This is a genomic window from Pseudomonas sp. GM25, assembly GCF_000282255.1.
Taxonomy (GTDB): domain Bacteria; phylum Pseudomonadota; class Gammaproteobacteria; order Pseudomonadales; family Pseudomonadaceae; genus Aquipseudomonas; species Aquipseudomonas aphyarum.
This window is the reverse complement of record NZ_AKJQ01000047.1, coordinates 14,242-33,196: the sequence shown is the minus strand read 5'-3', so window position 1 is coordinate 33,196 and position 18,955 is coordinate 14,242. Positions and strand designations below refer to the sequence as shown.

At 60.5% G+C, this 18,955-nt stretch carries 17 protein-coding genes; 8 read left to right on the top strand and 9 right to left on the bottom strand.

Annotated elements, in window-relative coordinates; genetic code table 11:
- Window positions 1-15: 15 nt before the first annotated feature.
- The 7 genes from PMI24_RS18830 to PMI24_RS18800 form a co-directional block, all read right to left on the bottom strand.
- Entirely contained in the window at window positions 16-423 is a 408-nt protein-coding gene (locus tag PMI24_RS18830; protein ID WP_007956657.1) for a hypothetical protein, read from the bottom strand.
- Window positions 424-554: 131 nt separating this feature from the next.
- Window positions 555-1,202 (bottom strand): lysoplasmalogenase, encoded by a 648-nt coding sequence (locus tag PMI24_RS18825; protein ID WP_007956656.1) that lies wholly within the window; start codon window positions 1,200-1,202, stop codon window positions 555-557.
- Between the two features lie 2 nt (window positions 1,203-1,204).
- Complete coding sequence (locus tag PMI24_RS18820) at window positions 1,205-1,597, bottom strand: protease inhibitor I42 family protein (RefSeq protein ID WP_007956655.1); 393 nt, start codon at window positions 1,595-1,597, stop codon at window positions 1,205-1,207.
- A 220-nt stretch (window positions 1,598-1,817) separates the two neighbouring features.
- Window positions 1,818-4,241, bottom strand: a complete 2,424-nt coding sequence (lon, locus tag PMI24_RS18815) for an endopeptidase La (RefSeq protein ID WP_007956654.1) — start codon at window positions 4,239-4,241, stop codon at window positions 1,818-1,820.
- 741 nt (window positions 4,242-4,982) lie between these two features.
- Entirely contained in the window at window positions 4,983-5,357 is a 375-nt protein-coding gene (locus tag PMI24_RS18810; protein ID WP_007956653.1) for a DUF6124 family protein, read from the bottom strand.
- Window positions 5,358-5,760: 403 nt separating this feature from the next.
- Window positions 5,761-8,172, bottom strand: coding sequence for a glucose/quinate/shikimate family membrane-bound PQQ-dependent dehydrogenase (locus PMI24_RS18805; protein ID WP_007956652.1), 2,412 nt, complete (start codon window positions 8,170-8,172; stop codon window positions 5,761-5,763).
- Between the two features lie 136 nt (window positions 8,173-8,308).
- The gene (locus PMI24_RS18800) at window positions 8,309-9,670 is read right to left on the bottom strand and encodes a carbohydrate porin (protein ID WP_007956651.1); all 1,362 of its coding nucleotides are present in this window, start codon (window positions 9,668-9,670) and stop codon (window positions 8,309-8,311) included.
- Between the two features lie 300 nt (window positions 9,671-9,970).
- Between PMI24_RS18800 and PMI24_RS18795 the strand changes: the two genes are divergently transcribed.
- Window positions 9,971-10,201 carry a VF530 family DNA-binding protein gene (locus PMI24_RS18795; RefSeq protein WP_007956650.1) on the top strand — a complete coding sequence of 77 codons (231 nt, stop codon included), beginning with the start codon at window positions 9,971-9,973 and terminating at the stop codon, window positions 10,199-10,201.
- Between the two features lies 1 nt (window position 10,202).
- Window positions 10,203-10,841 carry a Pr6Pr family membrane protein gene (locus PMI24_RS18790; RefSeq protein ID WP_007956649.1) on the top strand — a complete coding sequence of 213 codons (639 nt, stop codon included), beginning with the start codon at window positions 10,203-10,205 and terminating at the stop codon, window positions 10,839-10,841.
- A gap of 18 nt (window positions 10,842-10,859) precedes the next feature.
- Here the strand turns inward: PMI24_RS18790 and PMI24_RS18785 are convergent, their stop codons facing one another.
- Together PMI24_RS18785 and PMI24_RS18780 are read right to left on the bottom strand one after the other, a co-directional pair.
- Window positions 10,860-11,645, bottom strand: a complete 786-nt coding sequence (locus PMI24_RS18785) for a siderophore-interacting protein (RefSeq protein ID WP_007956648.1) — start codon at window positions 11,643-11,645, stop codon at window positions 10,860-10,862.
- Window positions 11,642-12,217, bottom strand: a complete 576-nt coding sequence (locus PMI24_RS18780; RefSeq protein WP_007956647.1) for a PadR family transcriptional regulator — start codon at window positions 12,215-12,217, stop codon at window positions 11,642-11,644. The genes PMI24_RS18785 and PMI24_RS18780 overlap by 4 nt, the downstream gene beginning before the upstream one ends.
- A 493-nt stretch (window positions 12,218-12,710) precedes the next feature.
- Here PMI24_RS18780 and PMI24_RS18775 point away from each other — a divergent pair, with 493 nt between their 5' ends.
- The 6 genes from PMI24_RS18775 (at window position 12,711) to PMI24_RS18750 (ending at window position 18,914) form a co-directional block, all read left to right on the top strand.
- Window positions 12,711-13,205 carry a CS1 type fimbrial major subunit gene (locus PMI24_RS18775; RefSeq protein WP_007956646.1) on the top strand — a complete coding sequence of 165 codons (495 nt, stop codon included), beginning with the start codon at window positions 12,711-12,713 and terminating at the stop codon, window positions 13,203-13,205.
- Between the two features lie 109 nt (window positions 13,206-13,314).
- Window positions 13,315-15,837, top strand: a complete 2,523-nt coding sequence (locus PMI24_RS18770; RefSeq protein ID WP_007956645.1) for a CS1-pili formation C-terminal domain-containing protein — start codon at window positions 13,315-13,317, stop codon at window positions 15,835-15,837.
- A gap of 2 nt (window positions 15,838-15,839) precedes the next feature.
- On the top strand, window positions 15,840-17,021 hold the full coding sequence (locus PMI24_RS18765) for a hypothetical protein (protein WP_045121819.1): 1,182 nt from the start codon (window positions 15,840-15,842) through the stop codon (window positions 17,019-17,021).
- An 80-nt stretch (window positions 17,022-17,101) separates the two neighbouring features.
- Window positions 17,102-17,845, top strand: coding sequence for a hypothetical protein (locus tag PMI24_RS18760; protein ID WP_007956643.1), 744 nt, complete (start codon window positions 17,102-17,104; stop codon window positions 17,843-17,845).
- Between the two features lie 32 nt (window positions 17,846-17,877).
- The gene (locus tag PMI24_RS18755) at window positions 17,878-18,378 is read left to right on the top strand and encodes a CS1 type fimbrial major subunit (protein ID WP_007956642.1); all 501 of its coding nucleotides are present in this window, start codon (window positions 17,878-17,880) and stop codon (window positions 18,376-18,378) included.
- Window positions 18,379-18,410: 32 nt separating this feature from the next.
- Entirely contained in the window at window positions 18,411-18,914 is a 504-nt protein-coding gene (locus PMI24_RS18750) for a CS1 type fimbrial major subunit (protein WP_007956641.1), read from the top strand.
- Window positions 18,915-18,955: the final 41 nt, after the last annotated feature.

Below are 18,955 nucleotides of genomic sequence, written 5' to 3'. Positions count from 1 at the left end.
CCGCCCGCTCTGAGCTTAGGTGTAGTTGATTTCGAATCGTCCTTTACCCAACAGGTCCTTATCCGGTCCTGAGGAATCTGTTTGCTTTGCGACGAATTCGTATAGCCCGAGAATGTGGCGGCTGCTGTGGTCGGCATTGATGTTCAATTTCAGCGTTTCAACTTTATACTTCAGACCAGCCAAGTCTGAGACGACGTACACGCGTTTCACTTCCGGCGAGCTCTCGTTATAAGCGCCGCTGGTAATCGTGTTTGCCAGCACCCATTCCATACTTTTAATTTCTTCGCCCCAGGCATCCCGTTCACCCGAAATGCTGATTTCGCCGGCGGTATCGAACGCAGTGACAGTGTCAAAGGAGAAGGACGGATTGTTATTGGTTTCAAGTGTAAAAGTGCCGGCAGGTGTAGATTTTTCAGTAGTCATGTCAAGTCTCTCGATAGTGCGGCAAGCCGTTATGGTCTGCCGCTTCGAGCAACTGTATGTTTTTCTGAGGAGCAATCTAACTGTCAGAAATGACAGTCGTTGATTCGATTTGGTAATCGATTTCGAAACAGTTATAGCGTTTTTTCGGCTTTTTCTACGTGAAACGCCGAGGCGGCGATCCCCCACTGGCCCAGCCAGTAGCTGAGAATGATGATGTAGGGCGCCGCATTGAACGGTGAGACAAACCGGTTGATGCCGATCACGCTGTCGGAGAACACGAACGCCACTGCGCCGCCCGCCGCCAGCAGCGCCGAACGTTGTGGTACGCCGCTGCCGAGTCGGGCGAGGGCGCGCCAGAGCATGGCGCTGATGGCTGTGCCGTAGACGATCACTGGCACAGTCAACGGGCCGAGTCCGCTGCTGATCAATATGCCCAACAGCACGGCGCCCACGCTGAGGGCCAGGATCAGCGGCAGCAGGGCCAAGCGCCGGCAGTCGCTGAGGTAAGCCTTGAGATACGCCAGATGCGCGACCAGAAACGCGCCTAGACCGAAGACGAACAAATCCCCCGGCCACGCCAGCAGCACATCGCCGATCAACGAGAAAATCAGACCGAGGCTGATCCAGCGGCGATAGTCGCTCGGCGGCGCATCGTGCAACCAGCCAAGCAGGGCCAGCACCGGCAGCGGTTTGACCAGCAGGCAAAGCAGCGCCGCGTGGGTGCTGACGCCATAGAGAAAGGTCACGGCGCCCATCAGCGCGAGGATCAGCCAGCCCACGGTCAGTTCACCGAAATGGCGCAGTCAAAGGTTTCCACCGGCAACACTTCCGGCGCCCACGGTTGTTGCGAAGTCAGGCGCAGACGACCGGTGCCGGTGGAGAAAGCCTGGAAGCGCCAAGTCGAGAGACCGGCCGCGCCGACCACGCCGGCATCTTCCGGGTTGCTGTAGACCTCGGGGCTGAGGGCGCGCAATACGCCGCCGGCAGAATCCTGGATGGCCCAGCGGTAGCCGGTGGTGGGGTTGCTCGGGAGCATGACGATCAGGTTTTGCCCGTTGGTCATCCGCACCGGGCATTCGCTCTGTTTTTCCACGGTCACGTTGGTTTTCGGTTGCGTGGCGCAGGCGGCCAGCAGGGCGAGGGACAGGGGTACAAACAGGCGAAGGGGGGACATGGATTCAGTGGCTCCGGCGTTGGCGACGAACGGCGAGCATAACTGAAGATGAGACAAAGTGTGACAACGCCAGGCTTGGCGTGATCGTTCCCACGTCGAGGCGTCGAACCGTCCGCGTGGGAATGCATCCTGTGACGCTCCGCGTCACGCTTGTGAAGGGACGCAGAGCGTCCCGGGCGGCATTCCCACGCAGAGCGTGGGAACGATCAGCAGGGGAGCGTTAGAAAAGCACCTTCGCCACATCCGCAAACTTCTTGGCGAAATGCACGTTGATGCCTTCTTTCAGGTAATCCGGCAGTTCTTCGAAGTTGCCGCGATTCGCCTCCGGCAGAATCAACTCGAAAATCTTCTGCCGCCGCGCCGCGATCACCTTCTCGCGCACTCCGCCAATCGGCAGCACATGGCCGGTCAGCGTCAATTCACCGGTCATCGCCACGCCTTTTTTCGGCGCCTGATTACGGGCGAGCGAGAGCAGGGCGCTGGCCATGGTCACGCCGGCGCTCGGGCCGTCCTTCGGCGTTGCGCCTTCCGGCACGTGCAGGTGGACGAAAGCTTCGTCGAAGAACTTCGGATCGCCACCGAAGGATTTGAGGTGCGAGCTGACGTAGCTGTAGGCGATCTCCGCCGACTCCTTCATCACATCGCCCAGTTGCCCGGTGAGTTTGAAACCACGATTGAACGTGTGAATCCGCGTGGCTTCGATCGGGAGAGTCGCGCCACCCATGCTGGTCCACGCCAGACCAGTAATCACACCGGTTCCAGACAACACTTGCTCGTTGCGGAACACCGGATGGCCGAGGGACGCTTCGAGGTCTTTCGGGCCGATCTTGATCACCGCTTTCGGATCGTCGATCAGCTTCATCACCGCTTTGCGCACTAGTTTGCCCATCTGTTTTTCCAGCTGGCGCACGCCGGCTTCACGGGCGTAACCGTCGATCAAGGCTTTGAGCGCGGTGTCGCTGATGCTCAGGCTGCCCTTGGACACACCGGCCTTTTCCAGCAGTTTCGGCCACAGGTGACGCTTGGCGATGGCGACTTTTTCTTCGGTGATGTAGCCCGACAGGCGAATCACTTCCATCCGGTCCAGCAACGGGCCGGGGATCGAATCCAGGGTGTTGGCGGTGCAGACGAACAGGACTTTCGACAGGTCCATCCGCAGGTCCAGATAGTGGTCGAGGAATTCGACGTTCTGTTCTGGATCCAGCGTTTCCAGCAGCGCCGAGGCCGGGTCGCCTTGGTAGCTCTGACCCATCTTGTCGATTTCGTCGAGCATGATCACCGGGTTCATCACTTCGACGTCTTTCAACGCCTGCACGAGTTTGCCCGGCTGCGCGCCGATGTAGGTGCGGCGATGGCCCTTGATCTCGGCTTCGTCGCGCATGCCGCCGAGGCTGAAGCGGTAGAACGGCCGGCCGAGGGATTCGGCGATGGATTTGCCGACGCTGGTTTTACCCACGCCCGGCGGACCGACCAGCAGCACGATGGAACCGCTGATCTCGCCTTTGTAGGCACCGACCGCGAGGAATTCGAGGATCCGGTCCTTGATGTCGTCGAGGCCGGCGTGGTGTTTATCGAGCACTTTGCGCGCGTGCTTGAGGTCGAGCTTGTCCTCGCCGTACACGCCCCACGGCACCGAGGTCGCCCAGTCGAGGTAGTTGCGGGTGACCGCGTACTCCGGGGATCCGGTTTCGAGGATCGACAGCTTGTTCATTTCTTCTTCGAGGCGCTTCTGTACCTGCGTCGGCAGGACTTTGCCTTCCAGACGCTGCTCGAACTGTTCGAGGTCGGCGCTGCGGTCGTCCTTGGTCAGGCCGAGTTCCTGCTGGATGACCTTGAGTTGTTCTTTGAGGAAAAATTCGCGTTGGTGCTCGCCGATCTTGCGGTTCACTTCGGCGGAGATTTCTTTTTGCAGGCGCGCGACTTCGACTTCCTTGCGCAGCATCGGCAGGACTTTTTCCATGCGCTTGAGCATCGGCACGCAGTCGAGTACTTCTTGCAGCTCGGGGCCGGTGGCGGAGGTCAGGGCGGCGGCGAAGTCGGTCAGCGGCGACGGATCGTTGGGGCTGAAGCGGTTGAGGTAGTTCTTCAGTTCTTCGCTGTACAGCGGGTTGAGCGGCAGCAGTTCCTTGATCGCGTTGATCAGCGCCATGCCGTAGGCCTTGACCTCGTCGGTCGGCTCGGTGGGCTGGTGCGGGTATTCGACTTCAACGAGATAGGGCGGGCGATGGTGTTTGAGCCAGGTCTTGATGCGGACGCGGCTGAGGCCCTGGGCGACGAATTGCAGTTTGCCGTTTTCGCGGCTGGCGTGGTGCACCTTGACCAGGGTGCCGTATTGCGGCAACGCCTTGGTGTCGAAGTGGCGCGGGTCTTCCTGGGGTGTGTCCATGAAGAACAGGGCCAGGGAGTGGTGGTCGGATTTGCTGACCAGTTCGAGGGTTTCGGCCCAGGGTTCTTCGTTGACGATGACCGGCAGGACCTGGGCCGGGAAGAACGGGCGGTTGTGGATCGGGATGATGTAGACCTTGTCCGGCAGGTTCTGGCCGGGCAGGGCGAGGCCTTTGCCTGGGACATGGTGTTCGATGTGTTCGGCGTCGGTTTCGGTGATGTCGTCGGGGTTCTCGGGGAATTCTTGCTGGTCGCTCATGGGGCACCTGCGCAATTGGGTATGGGTGTTAGATGGGGCAGGCTTTTGGTGGTTTCAATGGGGCGGGATGTTTCTGCTTGTGTGTTCAGGGTTTTGACAGGGTTTTGGGGGTGGGCTTGGCGGCCTTTGGGCCGGCCATGCTCTGGGGTTTTGGGTGAATATCCGTTTCTTCGGGGGCTCCCGCTGGCGGTTTCGCCCTTACGGCGAGGCACTTTTTTCAAACGCCAAAAAAGTACCCAAAAAGGCTCGTCCCGGCGTTCGGCCCTCGCAGGCTCGGGTTCCTTCGCTCCGGCGTCCCTCCGGGGGCATCGACTTCGTCGATGAGTTCGGCTTCGCCAAACGGCGCTGCGCGCCAATCCCCGGATGAACACCTCCACTCAGCCTTCCGAAGGGACGGGTGGATCAAGATCAAGAGCTTTGTCGAGCTAACGCTCATCCTGTTTTTTGGGGAGCCATGCGCGGGTTGGTCGACCGGGGAATGGAACCTGGCAGGGCGTAGGCCCTCCCGCGCATGGCTGTAACTTGATCGTTCCCACGCTCTGCGTGGGAATGCAGCCCGGGACGCTCTGCGTCCCAATCGAACTGCCAGCGAATGCGGTTTGTGGCTGGCAGTCGATTTCGTCAGGGTGGCTTTGATCGTTCCCACGCTCCGCGTGGGAATGCAGCCCGGGACGCTCTGCGTCCCAATCGATCTGCCAGCGAATGCGGTCTGTGGCTGGCAGTCGATTTCGTCAGGGCGGCTTAGCTGGGTGTCGGGTAACGCTGTACTTCGACGTTATCCAGTACTCGATTCACCGCCAGTTCCGCCAGCATGATCACCTGCTGAATCCCCAGGATCCGGTGCCACTGCGGCGTATCGACAAAAGCCGCTACATCACTGGCCATGACACTTGCTGTGGCCAAAGACTCACAGGCATGGGCCAGCAGGGTTTCGTCGTCCATGTCCGGGGAGATCTGAAACATCTGGCTCGGTCGGCGGCCAGGGCATTTTTTTGGAATGGGATTGAAGTGATGGTCGAGGGCGCGTTCGGCGGCGTCGTGGAGTTTCTTTGAATCAGGGGATTCGTATGGCGAGGTGTCGTTTGATTCGGGGGGATTGGGTGTCGGTTTTTTCATGGTGAATACTCAGTTGGTGAAATTGGAGCTGCCTTCGATTGCCGCGACGCAATCTGAGGTGGCAGCTGTACGCGGGTTCGCGGACCGATAACTGAGGAATCGGCATACCTCCAAGGAAGGTATCCCGCGCACAGCCGCCATGAAACAAACAACAGGCACCGAGGTGCCGTGAGGTTGGCGATTATGCATCAGTTATCGGGCCGCGACGCCCGTTCGCTGAATTTGCAGCGACCCCCAAAGCCTATCCACCCCATTTCCGAGCCACAACCGACGCGACATGTCAGAAACATCCCCCGCAAACACCCCGTCTGTAGGACATAAACACCCCGTTTAAAAACCGCAGCCCACAAAAAAGGCGACACCCCTCACAGGGCGTCGCCTTTCTCTTTGCCGCCGTTACAGCTTATTCCGGCAGTTTGTAAGCAATCACATAGTCACCCATCTTGGTGCCCAGCGAACCGTGACCACCCACCACGAGCAGGACGTATTGCTTGCCGTCCTTGCCGGTGTAGGTCATCGGGGTCGCTTGGCCGCCGGCAGGCAGGCGCGATTTCCACAGTTCTTTACCAGTGTTCACGTCGTAGGCGCGCAGGTACTGGTCCAGCGTGCCGCTGAGGAAGCCGACGCCGCCGGCAGTGACGATCGAGCCGCCCATGCTTGGTACGCCCAGGGTGAAGCCGATCGGGATTGGCGAGCTATCGCGGCTGGTGCCGTTTTTGCGTTTCCAGACGACTTTGCCGGTGGTCAGGTCGATACCGGCGACGTAGCCCCAGGCCGGGGCCTGGCACGGTACGCCCAGTGGCGACATGAACGGGTGCATGATCACCGCGTATGGCGCGCCGGTGTTCGGTTGCACGCCGGCGGTTTCGCTCTCGCGTTTGCTGCCGGCGGCGACTTTTTCGCGTGGCACCATTTTCGAGACGAAAGCCATGTAGTTCGGGCTGGTGAATAGCATCTGGCGAACCGGGTCGACAGAAACGCCGCCCCAGTTGAACACGCCGACGTTACCCGGGTAGATCAGGCTGCCCTGTTCCGACGGAGGCGTGTATTGGCCTTCGTAGCGCAGTTCCTTGAACTGGATGCGGCACAGCATCTGGTCGAACGGGCTGGCGCCCCACATGGCTTTTTCGGTCAGTTCCGGGGCCAGCAGGTTCAGGTCCGAACGGGCCTGGGTCGGGGCGGTGTGGTCGCCTTTCACGGCGCCTTGCGGCACCGGGATTTCCTGGATCGGGATGATCGGCGTGCCGTCACGACGGTCGAGGACGTACAGGCTGCCCTGTTTGGTCGGAGCGATCAGCGCAGGTTTCACGCCATCGGCGGTTTTCATGTCCAGCAGGGTTGGCTGGCTGCCGACGTCCATGTCCCACAGGTCGTGGTGGGTGAACTGGTAGTTCCAGCGCACTTTACCGGTGCCCAGGTCGAGGGCGACGACGCCGGCGCTGAATTTCTCGGCGCCCGGGGTGCGATCGGCGCCCCATTGGTCTGGAGTCTGGTTGCCCAGTGGCAGGTAGACCATGCCCAGTTTTTCATCGACGCTGGCCAGCGACCACATGTTCGCCGAGTTGCGGCTGTAGGTCTGGCCCGGGGCCAAGGGTTCGGTGGCGTCCGGGTTGTTGCTGTCCCAGTTCCATACCAGATGACCGTCGCGCACGTCGTAAGCGCGGATCACGCCGGACGGCTCGTTGGTCGACTCGTTGTCGGTGACGTGACCGCCCATGATCACCAGATCGCGAGTGATCGCGGCTGGCGAAGTGGAGTAGTAGCCACCGGCGGTGAACGGGCCGATGCCTTGGGTCAGGTCAACCACACCGTTGGTACCGAAGCCTTCGCAGATCTTGCCGGTGTCGGCGTTCAGTGCGATCAGGCGAGCGTCGGCGGTCGGCAGGTACAGGCGACGCGGGCAGGCCTGGGCGACGGCTTTGCCGGCCTCGGAGATGACGGCGGACGCAGCGTTTTCAGACTTGGCGTAAGCGGCTTCGTCGTAGTACGACACGCCACGGCAGGTCATGTGGGCGAAGCCCTTGAAGCCGACCGGGCTCTTGATCTGTGGGTCGAAGCGCCACAGTTCCTTGCCGGTGTCCGGGTCCAGCGCCAGCACTTTGCTGTGCGCGGTGCAGGCGTAGAGCATGCCGTTGGCTTTCAGCGGGGTGTTTTCGTTGGTCAGCTCGACCGGGTCATCGGCAGTCGGCAGGTCGCCGGTCTGGATGCGCCAGGCTTCTTGCAGTTTGCCGACGTTGGCCGGGGTGATCTGCTTCAGAGGCGAGTAACGGTCACCGAATTCGGTGCGGCCGTAGGCCTGCCAGTCGCCGTCCGGCATTTGCGGGGCGGTACTGGTGGTGTCGGCGGTGTCGCGACCCAGTTCGCCGAAGGTTTCGCCCGGGTGGGTGAACAGGCTGGCCAGGGCGGTGACACCGGCCAGAATCACGGCCACGGTCAGACCGCCGGTGCCCATCGGCGCAGGGCCTGCGAGCAGCAGCGGACGACGGAACCACGGCAGCAGCATCACGAAACCGAGTACAAACCACAGCGCCAGACGCGGCACCAGTTGCCACCAGTCCAGGCCGACTTCCCACAGCGCCCAGACGGTGCTGGCGAACAGCACGATGGCGTACAGGCCCAATGCCGCGCGACGGCGCATCAGCATCAGAATGCCGGTCAGCGTGATGCCGATACCGGCCAGCAGGTAATACAGCGAGCCGCCGAGCGTACTCAGCTTGATTCCCCCGGCCAGCATGGCCAGGCCCATCAGCAGAAGCAGAATGCCGAGCAGGTTCGGCAGAAGACGGCTTCGACTCGAAGCACCTTCAGTGCTCATAGTGTGGTTCTCCGTGACGTTTCAAGTAGTCCCGCGCTGTAGTCACTGTAGATGACGATCGGGCGCGGGCATGGTTCAGATAAAAACTTGTCTAGCTATCGAATTTCATCTGCAGGCCTGAGCGGCCTGCATCGGGTTAGAACGACGACTGGATCTTGATCCCGCCAATCAGCGCGTCGTCGACCTTGTCCACACCACCCGGATGGCGGATGTATTGCAGGTTCGGGCGCACGGTCAGCCAGTTGGTGACGTGCACGCCGTAATAAAGCTCGGCGCTGTATTCGGTGTCCTGTGGTGGCAGGAACGACGGGTCGTCGTAGTCGTAGACGGCGCGGGCCTGGTTGGTCGCCTCGGCGTTCTTGCGGTAGGCCGGGTTGACGTGGACGCGAGCCAGGGCGAAACCGATGTCGTCCTTGGCGCGGGCGTCGAACAAGCCTTTGTAGACGACGCCGGCCTGGACGTAGTTGTCGATGGCGTTGGTCTTCTTGTCGTGCATCGTGCCGTTGGCGAACACGCTCAAGCCACGAGAGTTGTCGCTGGCGACGCTGGTGATCTGCTGCTGCACGCCGAGCCACACGCCGTGTTTGCTCGAAGCGCTGCGATAGGCTTCGCCGCTCAGGGCAGCCGGCTGGCCGTTGCTGTCTTTATAGGCGTCGGTGGCCTTGGCGTTGCTGTAGTAGTAACCGGCGCGGTATTCGCCCGGCAGGCCGTTGAGCTTCGGCTTCCACACCAGTTCGATCGGCAGGATCGCGCCCTGGGTGCCGCTGCCGCTGAGCTTGAAGCCGTTGCCGCGATCGAGGTTCGACGGGTTCTGCTCATAGGCGCCGATTTGCGCGTACAGCTCCGGCGTCAGGTGATATTTGACGCGCAGCGCCCATTGGCTGACCGGCCAGTTGTACCAGATGCCGCCGACCCAGTTGCCGACCTGCGAGCCGCAGAACGCCAGGTTCTGGAAGTCGCACGGGAATGTGTTGAAGTCTTCGCCTTCGCCAAAACGGCCGACCTTGATGTCGAGCTTCTGGTCGAAGAATTTCTGCTGGTACCACATCTGCGTCAGGCGGGTGGTCTGGCCACGGCCCCAGACTTCCTGGGCGGAAGTGAAGCCACCGACGCGCGGGTCGTTGATGCGGTCGTTGCTGATGTTGTTGCCGCTGCGCTTGGTCACGGTCAGCTGGAATTCAGCGTCGTTCCAGCCCAGCAGTTTTTGCAGGTCCAGATGAGTGCCGAGGCCCCATTGATCGCTGTAGCGCGCAGTGCGGTCGTGGTCGTAGCCGCCGTGCAGGTTGCTGCCCATTTCGCCGGTGTAGTCGAGCTTGAAGTCGATACCTTTTGCCGCCAGTTCGCTACGAGTGCCGTTCCAGTCACCGAGCATCCACGGTGATTCACTGTCGAAGGCCGGGGCGGCCTGGGTGCAGGTGGCGAGGCCAAGGGCGGTGCAGCCGCCGATCAGGCGCAGGGTTGAGATAGCGCTGTCTCGGAAGAACGGAAAATCGGGCATGAATAGGGTCTTTCTTGATCTTTTTGGGGGATAAGCTGGCCGCTACGATTTGACGCAGGCAGTGAAGCGATTCAGCAGAAGGGCGGCAGGATAATGTCCTGTTACAAAAACACAAAGTGCTTTTGCAGACATGAACCCTTTCGGATTCGGTAACAGTGCGGCAATACAGCGCATTGCGGGCGTTGGCGCAGGCTGCGATCTTCTCCGGTTGGCCTACATTTAACCCAAGGCCTTCCACCCGCCCATGCCCTCGGCTAAGGTGCGCGGCTTCTGCATTTTCACTTCGCCCAAAGGCCCGGCATGAACGACCACAATCCCGATCCGCTGCACGGCGTGACCCTCGAACAGATCCTCAATGCACTGGTGACCCACTACGAATGGTCGGGCCTGGCCGAGCGCATCGACATCCGTTGCTTCAAGAGCGATCCGACCATCAAGTCGAGCCTGACCTTTTTGCGCAAAACCCCATGGGCGCGGGAAAAGGTCGAGCGTCTGTACGTGAAACTGATGCGCACCAAGCGTCCGCTCTGAGATGAACGCCGAGCTGCGGCGACGCCTGATCACTTCGGCTGCGGTGCTGGGCTGGGCCGGGCTGGGGATTCAGCTGTACCTGATTTTCTTTGCGCGCCTGAGCGTAGGCGCCAGTCTGCTGGGCGGGCTGGTGAGCTTCTTCAGTTACTTCACGGTGCTCACCAATACGTTGGTGGCGGTGGTGTTGACCTGCGCGGTGACCGATCGCGAATCCGCGGCACGGCGCTGGTTTTTGCAGCCGTGGGTCAGTAGCGGGATTGCCGTCAGCATTGCCGTGGTCGGCCTGGCCTACAGCATTCTGCTGAGACATCTGTGGCATCCGCAGGGCTGGCAATTTATCGCTGACGAATTGCTCCACGACGTGATGCCGCTGCTGTTTCTGGCGTATTGGTGGCTGTGTGTGCCGAAGGGCACTTTGCGCCTGAAGCACCTGCCGCTGTGGCTGATCTATCCGCTGGTGTACTTCGCCTATGCGCTGTTGCGCGGGCATTTGCTGGGGGCTTACGCGTATCCGTTCATTGACGTGGCACTGCTGGGTTATCCACAGGTGTTCGTCAATGCCGGGGGGATTTTGCTGGGGTTTGTGCTGATTGCGTTGCTGGTGATCGGGGTTGATCGCTGGCAGGGGCGGCGCCGTTAACAGCGCCGCCGCCCGTAATTACTCTTCTTCGGAGCCCTCGGCGCGCCAGTAGCCGACGGCTTTGACGAACTGCTCATCCAGCCCGTGCTCATCGAGCAGCACCCGGCGGATCTGCCGCGAGACTTTCGTTTCCGTCGCCACCCACGCATACAGATTGCCCTTGGGCACCTGCAACTGTTTGACGGTGGTCAGCAGATTGTCCTTGCCACCTTCGCGCAATACCCAGATCACGTTGACCTGTGCCGCACTTTCGAGGGTTTGCTGCTCCTTGCCGTTTTCCACTTCGATCACCACCAGCGCCTTGCGGTTGGCCGCCAGGCCCTCAAGTCGGCGGGCGATGGCAGGCAGGGCGGTTTCGTCGCCAATCAGCAGGTAGCTGTCGAAGATGTCCGGCACGATCATCGAGCCGCGCGGGCCGCCGATGTGCAGGAACTGTCCGGGCTTGGCCTGTTCGGCCCAGGTCGAGGCAGGGCCGTCGCCGTGCAGGACGAAATCGATGTCCAGTTCAAGCTTGTCGAGGTCATAACGACGCGGGGTGTAGTCGCGCATCTCGGGCATTGGTACATCGCTCTTGCCGCCGCCGAGCACCAGGGTTTCCAGTGCGGCGGCCTGTTCGGCGTTCTGCGGAAACAGCAGTTTGACGTGGTCGTCGGTACCGAGGCTGATGAACCCGGCCAGTTCCGGTCCGCCGAGGGTGATGCGGCGCATGCGCGGAGTCAGGTCGACCACCCGCAACACTTCCAGGCGGCGACGTTTGATTTCGTGCATCACACGATGGATGCCTTGGGTCTGTACTTCAGTCATTCGGCTTTCTCCGGGGCAGATTGAACGGCGGGGCCGTCGACGATGGCTTTGGCGGTGTCGTTGAGCAGGTCGCGCACCCGCAGGATTTCTTCCGGGCTCCAGCGCCCGTGGTGCATCTGCAGGGCATGACGCAGGTTGTGCACCGCCTCATGGATTTCCGGCGGCCGGTCGTGGCCGCGCAGCGAGCGCTTGCTGACGTCGATGCGCATGCGCACGCCGTCCAGTGCCACCGCTTGTTCGCTGAGGGATTGGCGGCCGACATCGGTTACCGCGTAGCGCTTTTTGCCGCCCTCGGCGTCGCCGGTGATCATTTCGCTCTCTTCGAGGAACGTCAGGGTCGGGTAGATCACGCCGGGGCTGGGGCTGTACGCGCCGTCGAACATGGTTTCGATCTGGCGGATCAGGTCGTAGCCGTGGCATGGCTGTTCGGCGATCAGCGCCAGCAGCAGCAATTTCAGATCGCCGGGGGCGAATACCCGCGGGCCGCGACCGCCGCGCTCGCGGCCGTGGCGTTTTTCGAAGCCGTCACGGCTGTCGCCGTGGTCGCGGTGGGGGGAATGATGGTCTCTCATTTCAGTCTTCTCTCGTCGTGTTTAGATACAACTTAAGATATATCTTTACGACTGGGCAAGGGCTTTTTGCCGCAGAGCTGACGAGTGGTCAACGGCGAGAAAGGCGCGCTGACGGAGCGACCGCCATGCCTTGTTGATCGAGACAGGAATAACCGAAAAGTTAAAGCTATCACTCTATTAATGCTTGAGCTTATATTCTAAAAAGATTAGAAAGTGCTGACTGGTATTGTCGAAACTGCTGTAACGCTTTTTATGAATAACTGTAGGTAGGCAATGCCTTACAGCTACTTTTATATATTTTGATTTTTTGATGTTTTTTCTTTCGTGTCGCGAGGTTGTTGAACTACAAGCTCGTGGGAAGTTGCCTGCTTACATTCTTGAGACAAGCGTCGATCATGCCCCGGCGTTGAACTTCCATGTTTCGGTACTTATCGACCGGTGTGACATGAACTTCAATGTTCCGATTCCTTAAAAAGAAAACAGGTACTGACCGATGTTCAAGAAAATCGCTATCACCGCTTCTCTCGCTGCCCTGGCCCTGAGCTCGTCCGTGACCTTCGCTGCCGGTGAAGCCCGTCACTCCATCAGCCTGATCGCCCACGTACCGACCAACGGTTTCTACGTGGTGCCGACCGACTCCGACCTGGTCAACAAGGACCAGGACATGAGCTTCCAGCCAAGCACCGGCAAGATGCGTGAAGTCAATGGCTTTTTCGATGTGCGCAATAACAACGGTTCTGTGCATGCCAGCCTGGAAAGCCAGCCAAAACTGATCGCCGGCAACACCGCCATCGATCTGCAAGTGCTGTTCAACAACAAGGAACTTACCCTGACTCCGCAAATGGTCGTGGGTGAGTCCGAGTCCGACGTCAACTATCGCGCGCCGCTGAAGATCAGTGCCAAAGGCACCAATTTCCAGCCGGGTGATTACACCGGTGTCGTCGCCATGACTTTCGATGCCGTGCCGCCGATCGGTGGTGGCAAGTAATCGGTTGATCTGCACTCAACGCAGCTTGCCAGAGTCGCGTTCCCCGGCGGGATAAACAGCAGTGTCTGTTCCGCCGGACTTCAACTTTTGTAAATCAGAGTACGAGTTCATGTTCCCGATGACACCCGTCGCGGCTGCGCTTGCGCTGTTGTTTTGTGCCAACGCAGCGGCCGCCTCCGAACCCGCCGGCACGACTCCGCGCAGTCTGTTGGCGCAGGCCAAAGGTTTGCCGGCAGATTTCGAAGAGCACTTTTTCGATGTGCCGCTGGCGGTGCGGGTCGAACTCGACCAGCAACCGCTGGGGGAGGCCATGGTGGTGTTATCCCGCGATGATCGCGTCACGTTGCTGGAATTCACCGACACCAGTGAAAACCGCTACACCCCCGCTGAACGCGAAAAGTGGGCGGCCTATCTCAAACCCGGCGTGCCGCTGGGCGCGTGCACCGGCTCCTGCCCCGATCAGGTGCTGGCGGTGAATTACAACCTGGAAAATTCGTTGCTCTCGGTTCTCACCGAGAACGCCGAGCGCGACCTGGAAACCAAGCGTTTCTATGACCAACCCGAAGACGGCAGCAGCGGCCTGATGGTGCGCAACCAGCTCAACCTCAATGGTGGCCAGGATCAGGATCTGGGCGGACGTTTTGGCCTCGAAGCCAGCGGCAGCCTGGGTAACTGGAGCCAGACCTTCAACATGCAAATGGCTCGCCTCGGCGGCCCGGACGACAAGCTCTATCACGCCGTCCACGAGCTCTACACCCAGCGTGAACTGCAAGGCAATTTCTTTCGCCTGGGCTATTTCACCCCCAACTCCGAAGGGCTGACCCGCCAGCCGCGCACGTTCGGCACCAGCCCTGACACGGCGGTCGGCGTGATGTACGGCAGCTCCGACAGCCTGGCAATCAACAACGCAGCGCCCAGCGTCTACCCGATTTACGTCACCGCCAATCGTCAGGGCTCGGTGGAGATCTGGCGCGACGGTCTGCTGATCAACACTCAATCGATACCCGCCGGTTTGCAGACCCTCGACACCCGACCACTGCCCGGTGGCATTTACGAGGTGGAAGTGCGGCTGATCGAAGACGGCCAGATCACCTCCAGTACCCAGGAGCTGGTTTACAAGCCCAGCAACTGGCGCAACCTCGACGAGCGCTGGCGTTACAACCTGTTTGCCGGCGAAGAACAGAAACTGCTGAGCAACTGGGATCAACAGTCCAGCGGCAGTCCTACGGCGGGCGCCTCGCTCAACTACCTGCTGCACCCGCGAGTCATCCTCGGCCTGTCGGCGCGGCAGATTCGCGAAAAGCTGCAATATGGCACGTCCATCGACTGGACCCTGGCCAATCACATCAGCCTGTATGCCAACGTCTACAAGACCGAGGATCACGGCACCGGCCTCGATTTGCAGAGCCTGTATAACTACGGTTCCGGCAGTCTGGTGATCAGCCACAACCGCAGCTGGCTCGACACCAGCGACCAGTACGAAACCCTGCCGGACGGCACCCGGGTGCGTCAGCGCAATGTGTTCATCGGCGAAACCAGCAACTCGTCGCTGGCGCTCAACCACCGGCTCAACAGCCGCAATTCGCTCAACGCACGGGTCTCCCACAGCGAAGGCAATGTCGAAGGCGTCGGCGTGGATCTGGGCTGGACCCGGCGCAGCGAACTGTTCGGCAATGACGCCAATTGGCGCTTGTCGCTGTTCGATCGACCGGGCAGCTACAGCAGTGGCGATGCGCGTAATCGCGGGGTCGACTTGAGCCTGAACATGGCGCTGGGCGCGCCCGGCGAGCAGATCACCGGCAGCATCGGTTCGCGTACCGATCGCGACGGCGGGCGCGACAACAACGCTTCGATCGGCTGGCGCAAGGACCTCAAGGGGCACCTCCTGCAGAACGTTTCGGTGACGGCGTTGACCGACACCTATGGCGTCGGCGCTTCCGGCCTGGCCAACTTTCGCACCGACACGATCAATGGCGACGGCTTCATCCAGCGCTCGTCCTACAACGGCAATTTCACCGGCGGTCTCAACCTCGACAGCACGCTGGTGGTCGGCGGCCAGCAGATGCTCATGACCAGCGAATACGAAATGCGCGGGGCCGGGATGATTGTCGACGTCGAGTCGGACATCGAGGGCATTGCCTTGCGCGCCGACGACTTCAGCGGCGGCAGCGCAGCGCTGAAACCGGGGCGCAATTTCATTCCTATCACGGCGTATCAGAACAGCTCGGTGAGCTTCGACTTCGAAGGCAACAACGTGCCGGCGGCGACGATCGAACCGGCGCGCACCCGTTATCACCTGAACAAGGGCGGGGTCGACTACCGCAAGATCCGTGTGATGAAAACCCTGACCGTGCTCGGTCGACTGGTCAACGAACAGGGCCAGCCGCTCAAGGGGCATCACGTGATCAACCACGCCAGTCGCGGGGTGACCGAGGTCGACGGGTTCTTCTCGATGGAAATGAACGCCGGCTCGCCGACCCTCGAGGTGCGCCAGGATAACCGCCTGCTGTGCCAGTTCCGCCTCGAGGCGGATCAGCACCGCAGCGAAAACAATGTGTTGATGATCGGGGATCTGCGTTGCACGCCGGACACCCTGGCCGATGCGACCTCTACCGATCAGAAGGCGGGTTGAGCGTGAAAAAGCTAACCGTATTCATGGCCTTGATCGCGGCACTGAGCCTGCCTTCGGTCGAGGCGGCGAATCAGGAAATCAGGGCATTGTTCCAACCCGACTCCTCGCAGCCGAACAAGAATGTGTTCGTCAACAAGACGCCAAACAGTGGTTATTGCGTGGATTTCCCGAGCGAGTGCGCCAGCCACGGCATGTTCAGCATCCGGGTGCCGATTCGCTTCAGTACGTTTACCCCGCTGTTTTCGGCCAATGGTGTCTGGGTGAAAGTGCCCGCTGCCTGGCAAGTCCTGAACGTAACCAATCAGCAGACCCAGCAGACGCGTGCGGTGGAGGTCCGAATCAGCGGAATCGGCTCGCGCTTTCGCTTGAGCAAGCCCGTCACCGAGTTGACAGGCGAGTCTGATGTGGGGGAGGCGCATCGCAAACTCTGGGAGGGCAGTTCCTGGGTCTACGCCGCGCCCCCCTGCCTCTATAGCGGAGTGGGTCTTCCTTCACCGACGACTTATCAGTTTTTCTGGAAGACGCCCGTGCAAGGCAGCTGTATCAAGACTGCCGCGATGGATGTCGGGCATATGGATTTCGAGTATCTCGATATCGCCTACGAGTTGCGCACTCCCGATCCGTTGACCATGCCGACCGGTACGTACACCGGCGCATTGACCTATAGCGTCGGAGCGGGTGGCGCGGACTTCAACATGGGGCCCTTTTTTCGTGCGGATGACTCCAGCCTGACCCTGGACTTCGTGCTCGACGTTCATCACGCCCTGAAAGTCGATCTGCCACCCGGCGGCGACAAGGTGACGATGGAACCGGTTGGCGGATGGCAACGCTGGATCGACACGGGGCGCATGCCGACCGAGATCTATCGCGACCAGCAGTTTTACCTGTCGGCCTCGTCACCCTTCAAGGTGATGATGATCTGCAACTCGCTGGGCGGCACTGAGTGCGGCATCGGCAACAACGAAGTGGGCTTTTCCAAGTTCGAGGTCAAGCTGACCCTGCCCCGAGGTATCACAGGCCCCGGCAACAGCGATGGCTGGTCCGGCACGTTGTCGCACAACACCTGGCTGGGGCCGTTCGAGCCTACTCGTTACGTTGATCGAAAACCCGGCACCTTGCGTTTCCAGATCCCTCGACGATGGATCGAATCGCTGCTCAAACCCGGCATGAACGGAACGCTGTGAGGCAACGTCACCATCATTTTCGACTCGGAAGTATGAACCTCCGGGGCTGGCCAATTTTCATTTTCACGAGGTTGAATTCCATGACTCGAATGTTTTTGCTGATGCTGTCCGGCCTGTGTTGCCTGACTGCCCATGCCGGGCCGCAGATCAATGTCGGCACCGTGTACGACTATCTCGACGGCGACAAAAGTACGTACCTGAAGCGTGTTTTCAACAGCGGTGACAGCACCGCGTTCGTCAAGATCAATGTGCTGGAAATCGTCTATGACGCCGACGGCAAACCGCAGGAGATTCCCGTGGTCAACGCGGCCGACGGCGCTTCGCGCAACGGCATCATGGCCAGCCCCGCGCGCCTGATCGTGCCGGCGCAGGGCATGCAGGGCACGCGCTTGCTGTACATGGGCGAGCGGGATCGCGAACGCTACTTCCGCGTGCGTTTCGTGCCGGTCGTGCCGGAAAAGGAAGACGAATTCGTGGTCTCCCACGAGGAGCGCGAAGACTACAAAAAGTCGCTGTCGGCCGGGGTCAACGTGATGACCGGATTTGGCATCGTGTTTTTCGTGCGCCCCAAAGATGCGCGTTTCGACACAGTGATCAGCGACACGCCCGAACGCTACGAGATCCGCAACAACGGCAACACGGTGATGGTGGTCGACGAATTCAAAAGCTGTTCGGTGAGCAATGAAGCCGATTGTGGCGCGACCACCAAACACCACGTGATGGCTGGCAAAAGCTTCGCCTTTGAAAAGGAAGCCGGCCGCGAATACCGCTTCAAACTGGTGGAAGGCGACAACAGGAAAGACCTCAGGGTCGCGCGCCGCTAAGGCCTCTATCCACGACGCGCCAGGTATCGATCATGAACAAGCAATGCGCCGCTGCGGCACTGATGGCTTTCACCGCCCTGATGAGTATCCCCGCTTGGGCGGTTCGCGAAGAGCTCAACTTCGAAGTGTTCCTGACCATTCCCGGTCGGGCGTTCTACGTCATCCCCGCAGAGTCGGACTGGATTCACCGCCCGCAGCGCCTGCTCTGGGATTACAACACCTCGACCCTGCGCGGCTTGCGCAAGTCGTTTGACCTGCGCCATGACAGCAGTGCAATCGAAGCGCGGCTGGAAAGCATCGCGCGCCTTTCCAACGGCAAGCTCGGTGAAGAGATCCTGCTGCATGTGAAATTCAACGGCGTGGTGCTGAGCGCAGACGTTCGTCCGCGCGAAGTCCTGTCGCAGGCCGAAGCGGCCGTCGGGAAGCGTGTGCTGCTGGAAATCGATCCGATCAAGCCGCTCGGCGGTTTCAAGCCAGGGGATTACGACGGCACGGTCATGCTGTTGTTCAACGCAAAGGCACCGGGAAGTTGATTGTCACCATCACCCACGCAGAGATCCCAGCCATGATCAAGCGAGTCGCCATCGTACTCTGTCTGAGCGTCCCGACATCGATCCATCCGGCGGTGTTTGCCGCCCAGGAAAAGCACACCTTCGAAGTCTCGGTGGACATTCCGACACTGGGTTTTTACGTGCTCCCCAGCGAAGCCGACTGGATCCATCGTGAGCAGACCCTGCCGTGGGATATCCACACCTCGACGTTGCTCGGGCTGCGCAAGAGCTTTGATGTGAAAACCGACGGCAGTGCCATTGAAGCGCGTCTCGAGAGTTTCCCTTACCTGACCGCCGGCGGCGATTCGCGTGACAACATCGTGTTGCGCGTCAGCTTCAACGGCAAGGAACTGGCCCAGGATCCGACGCCCCGGCAAGTGGTGTCCGCAGAGGAGGCGACGGCCGGCCGTCGTGTGCAACTGGAGATCGTGCCTCGCGAGCAGGCCGGTGGCTACAAGCCGGGCGAGTACAACGGCACGGTCAATATCGTGTTCAACGTGGCGGCGCCGGCAGGATGAGCAGCGCATGCCGAACAAGGACAAACGACCTGACAGGCAAG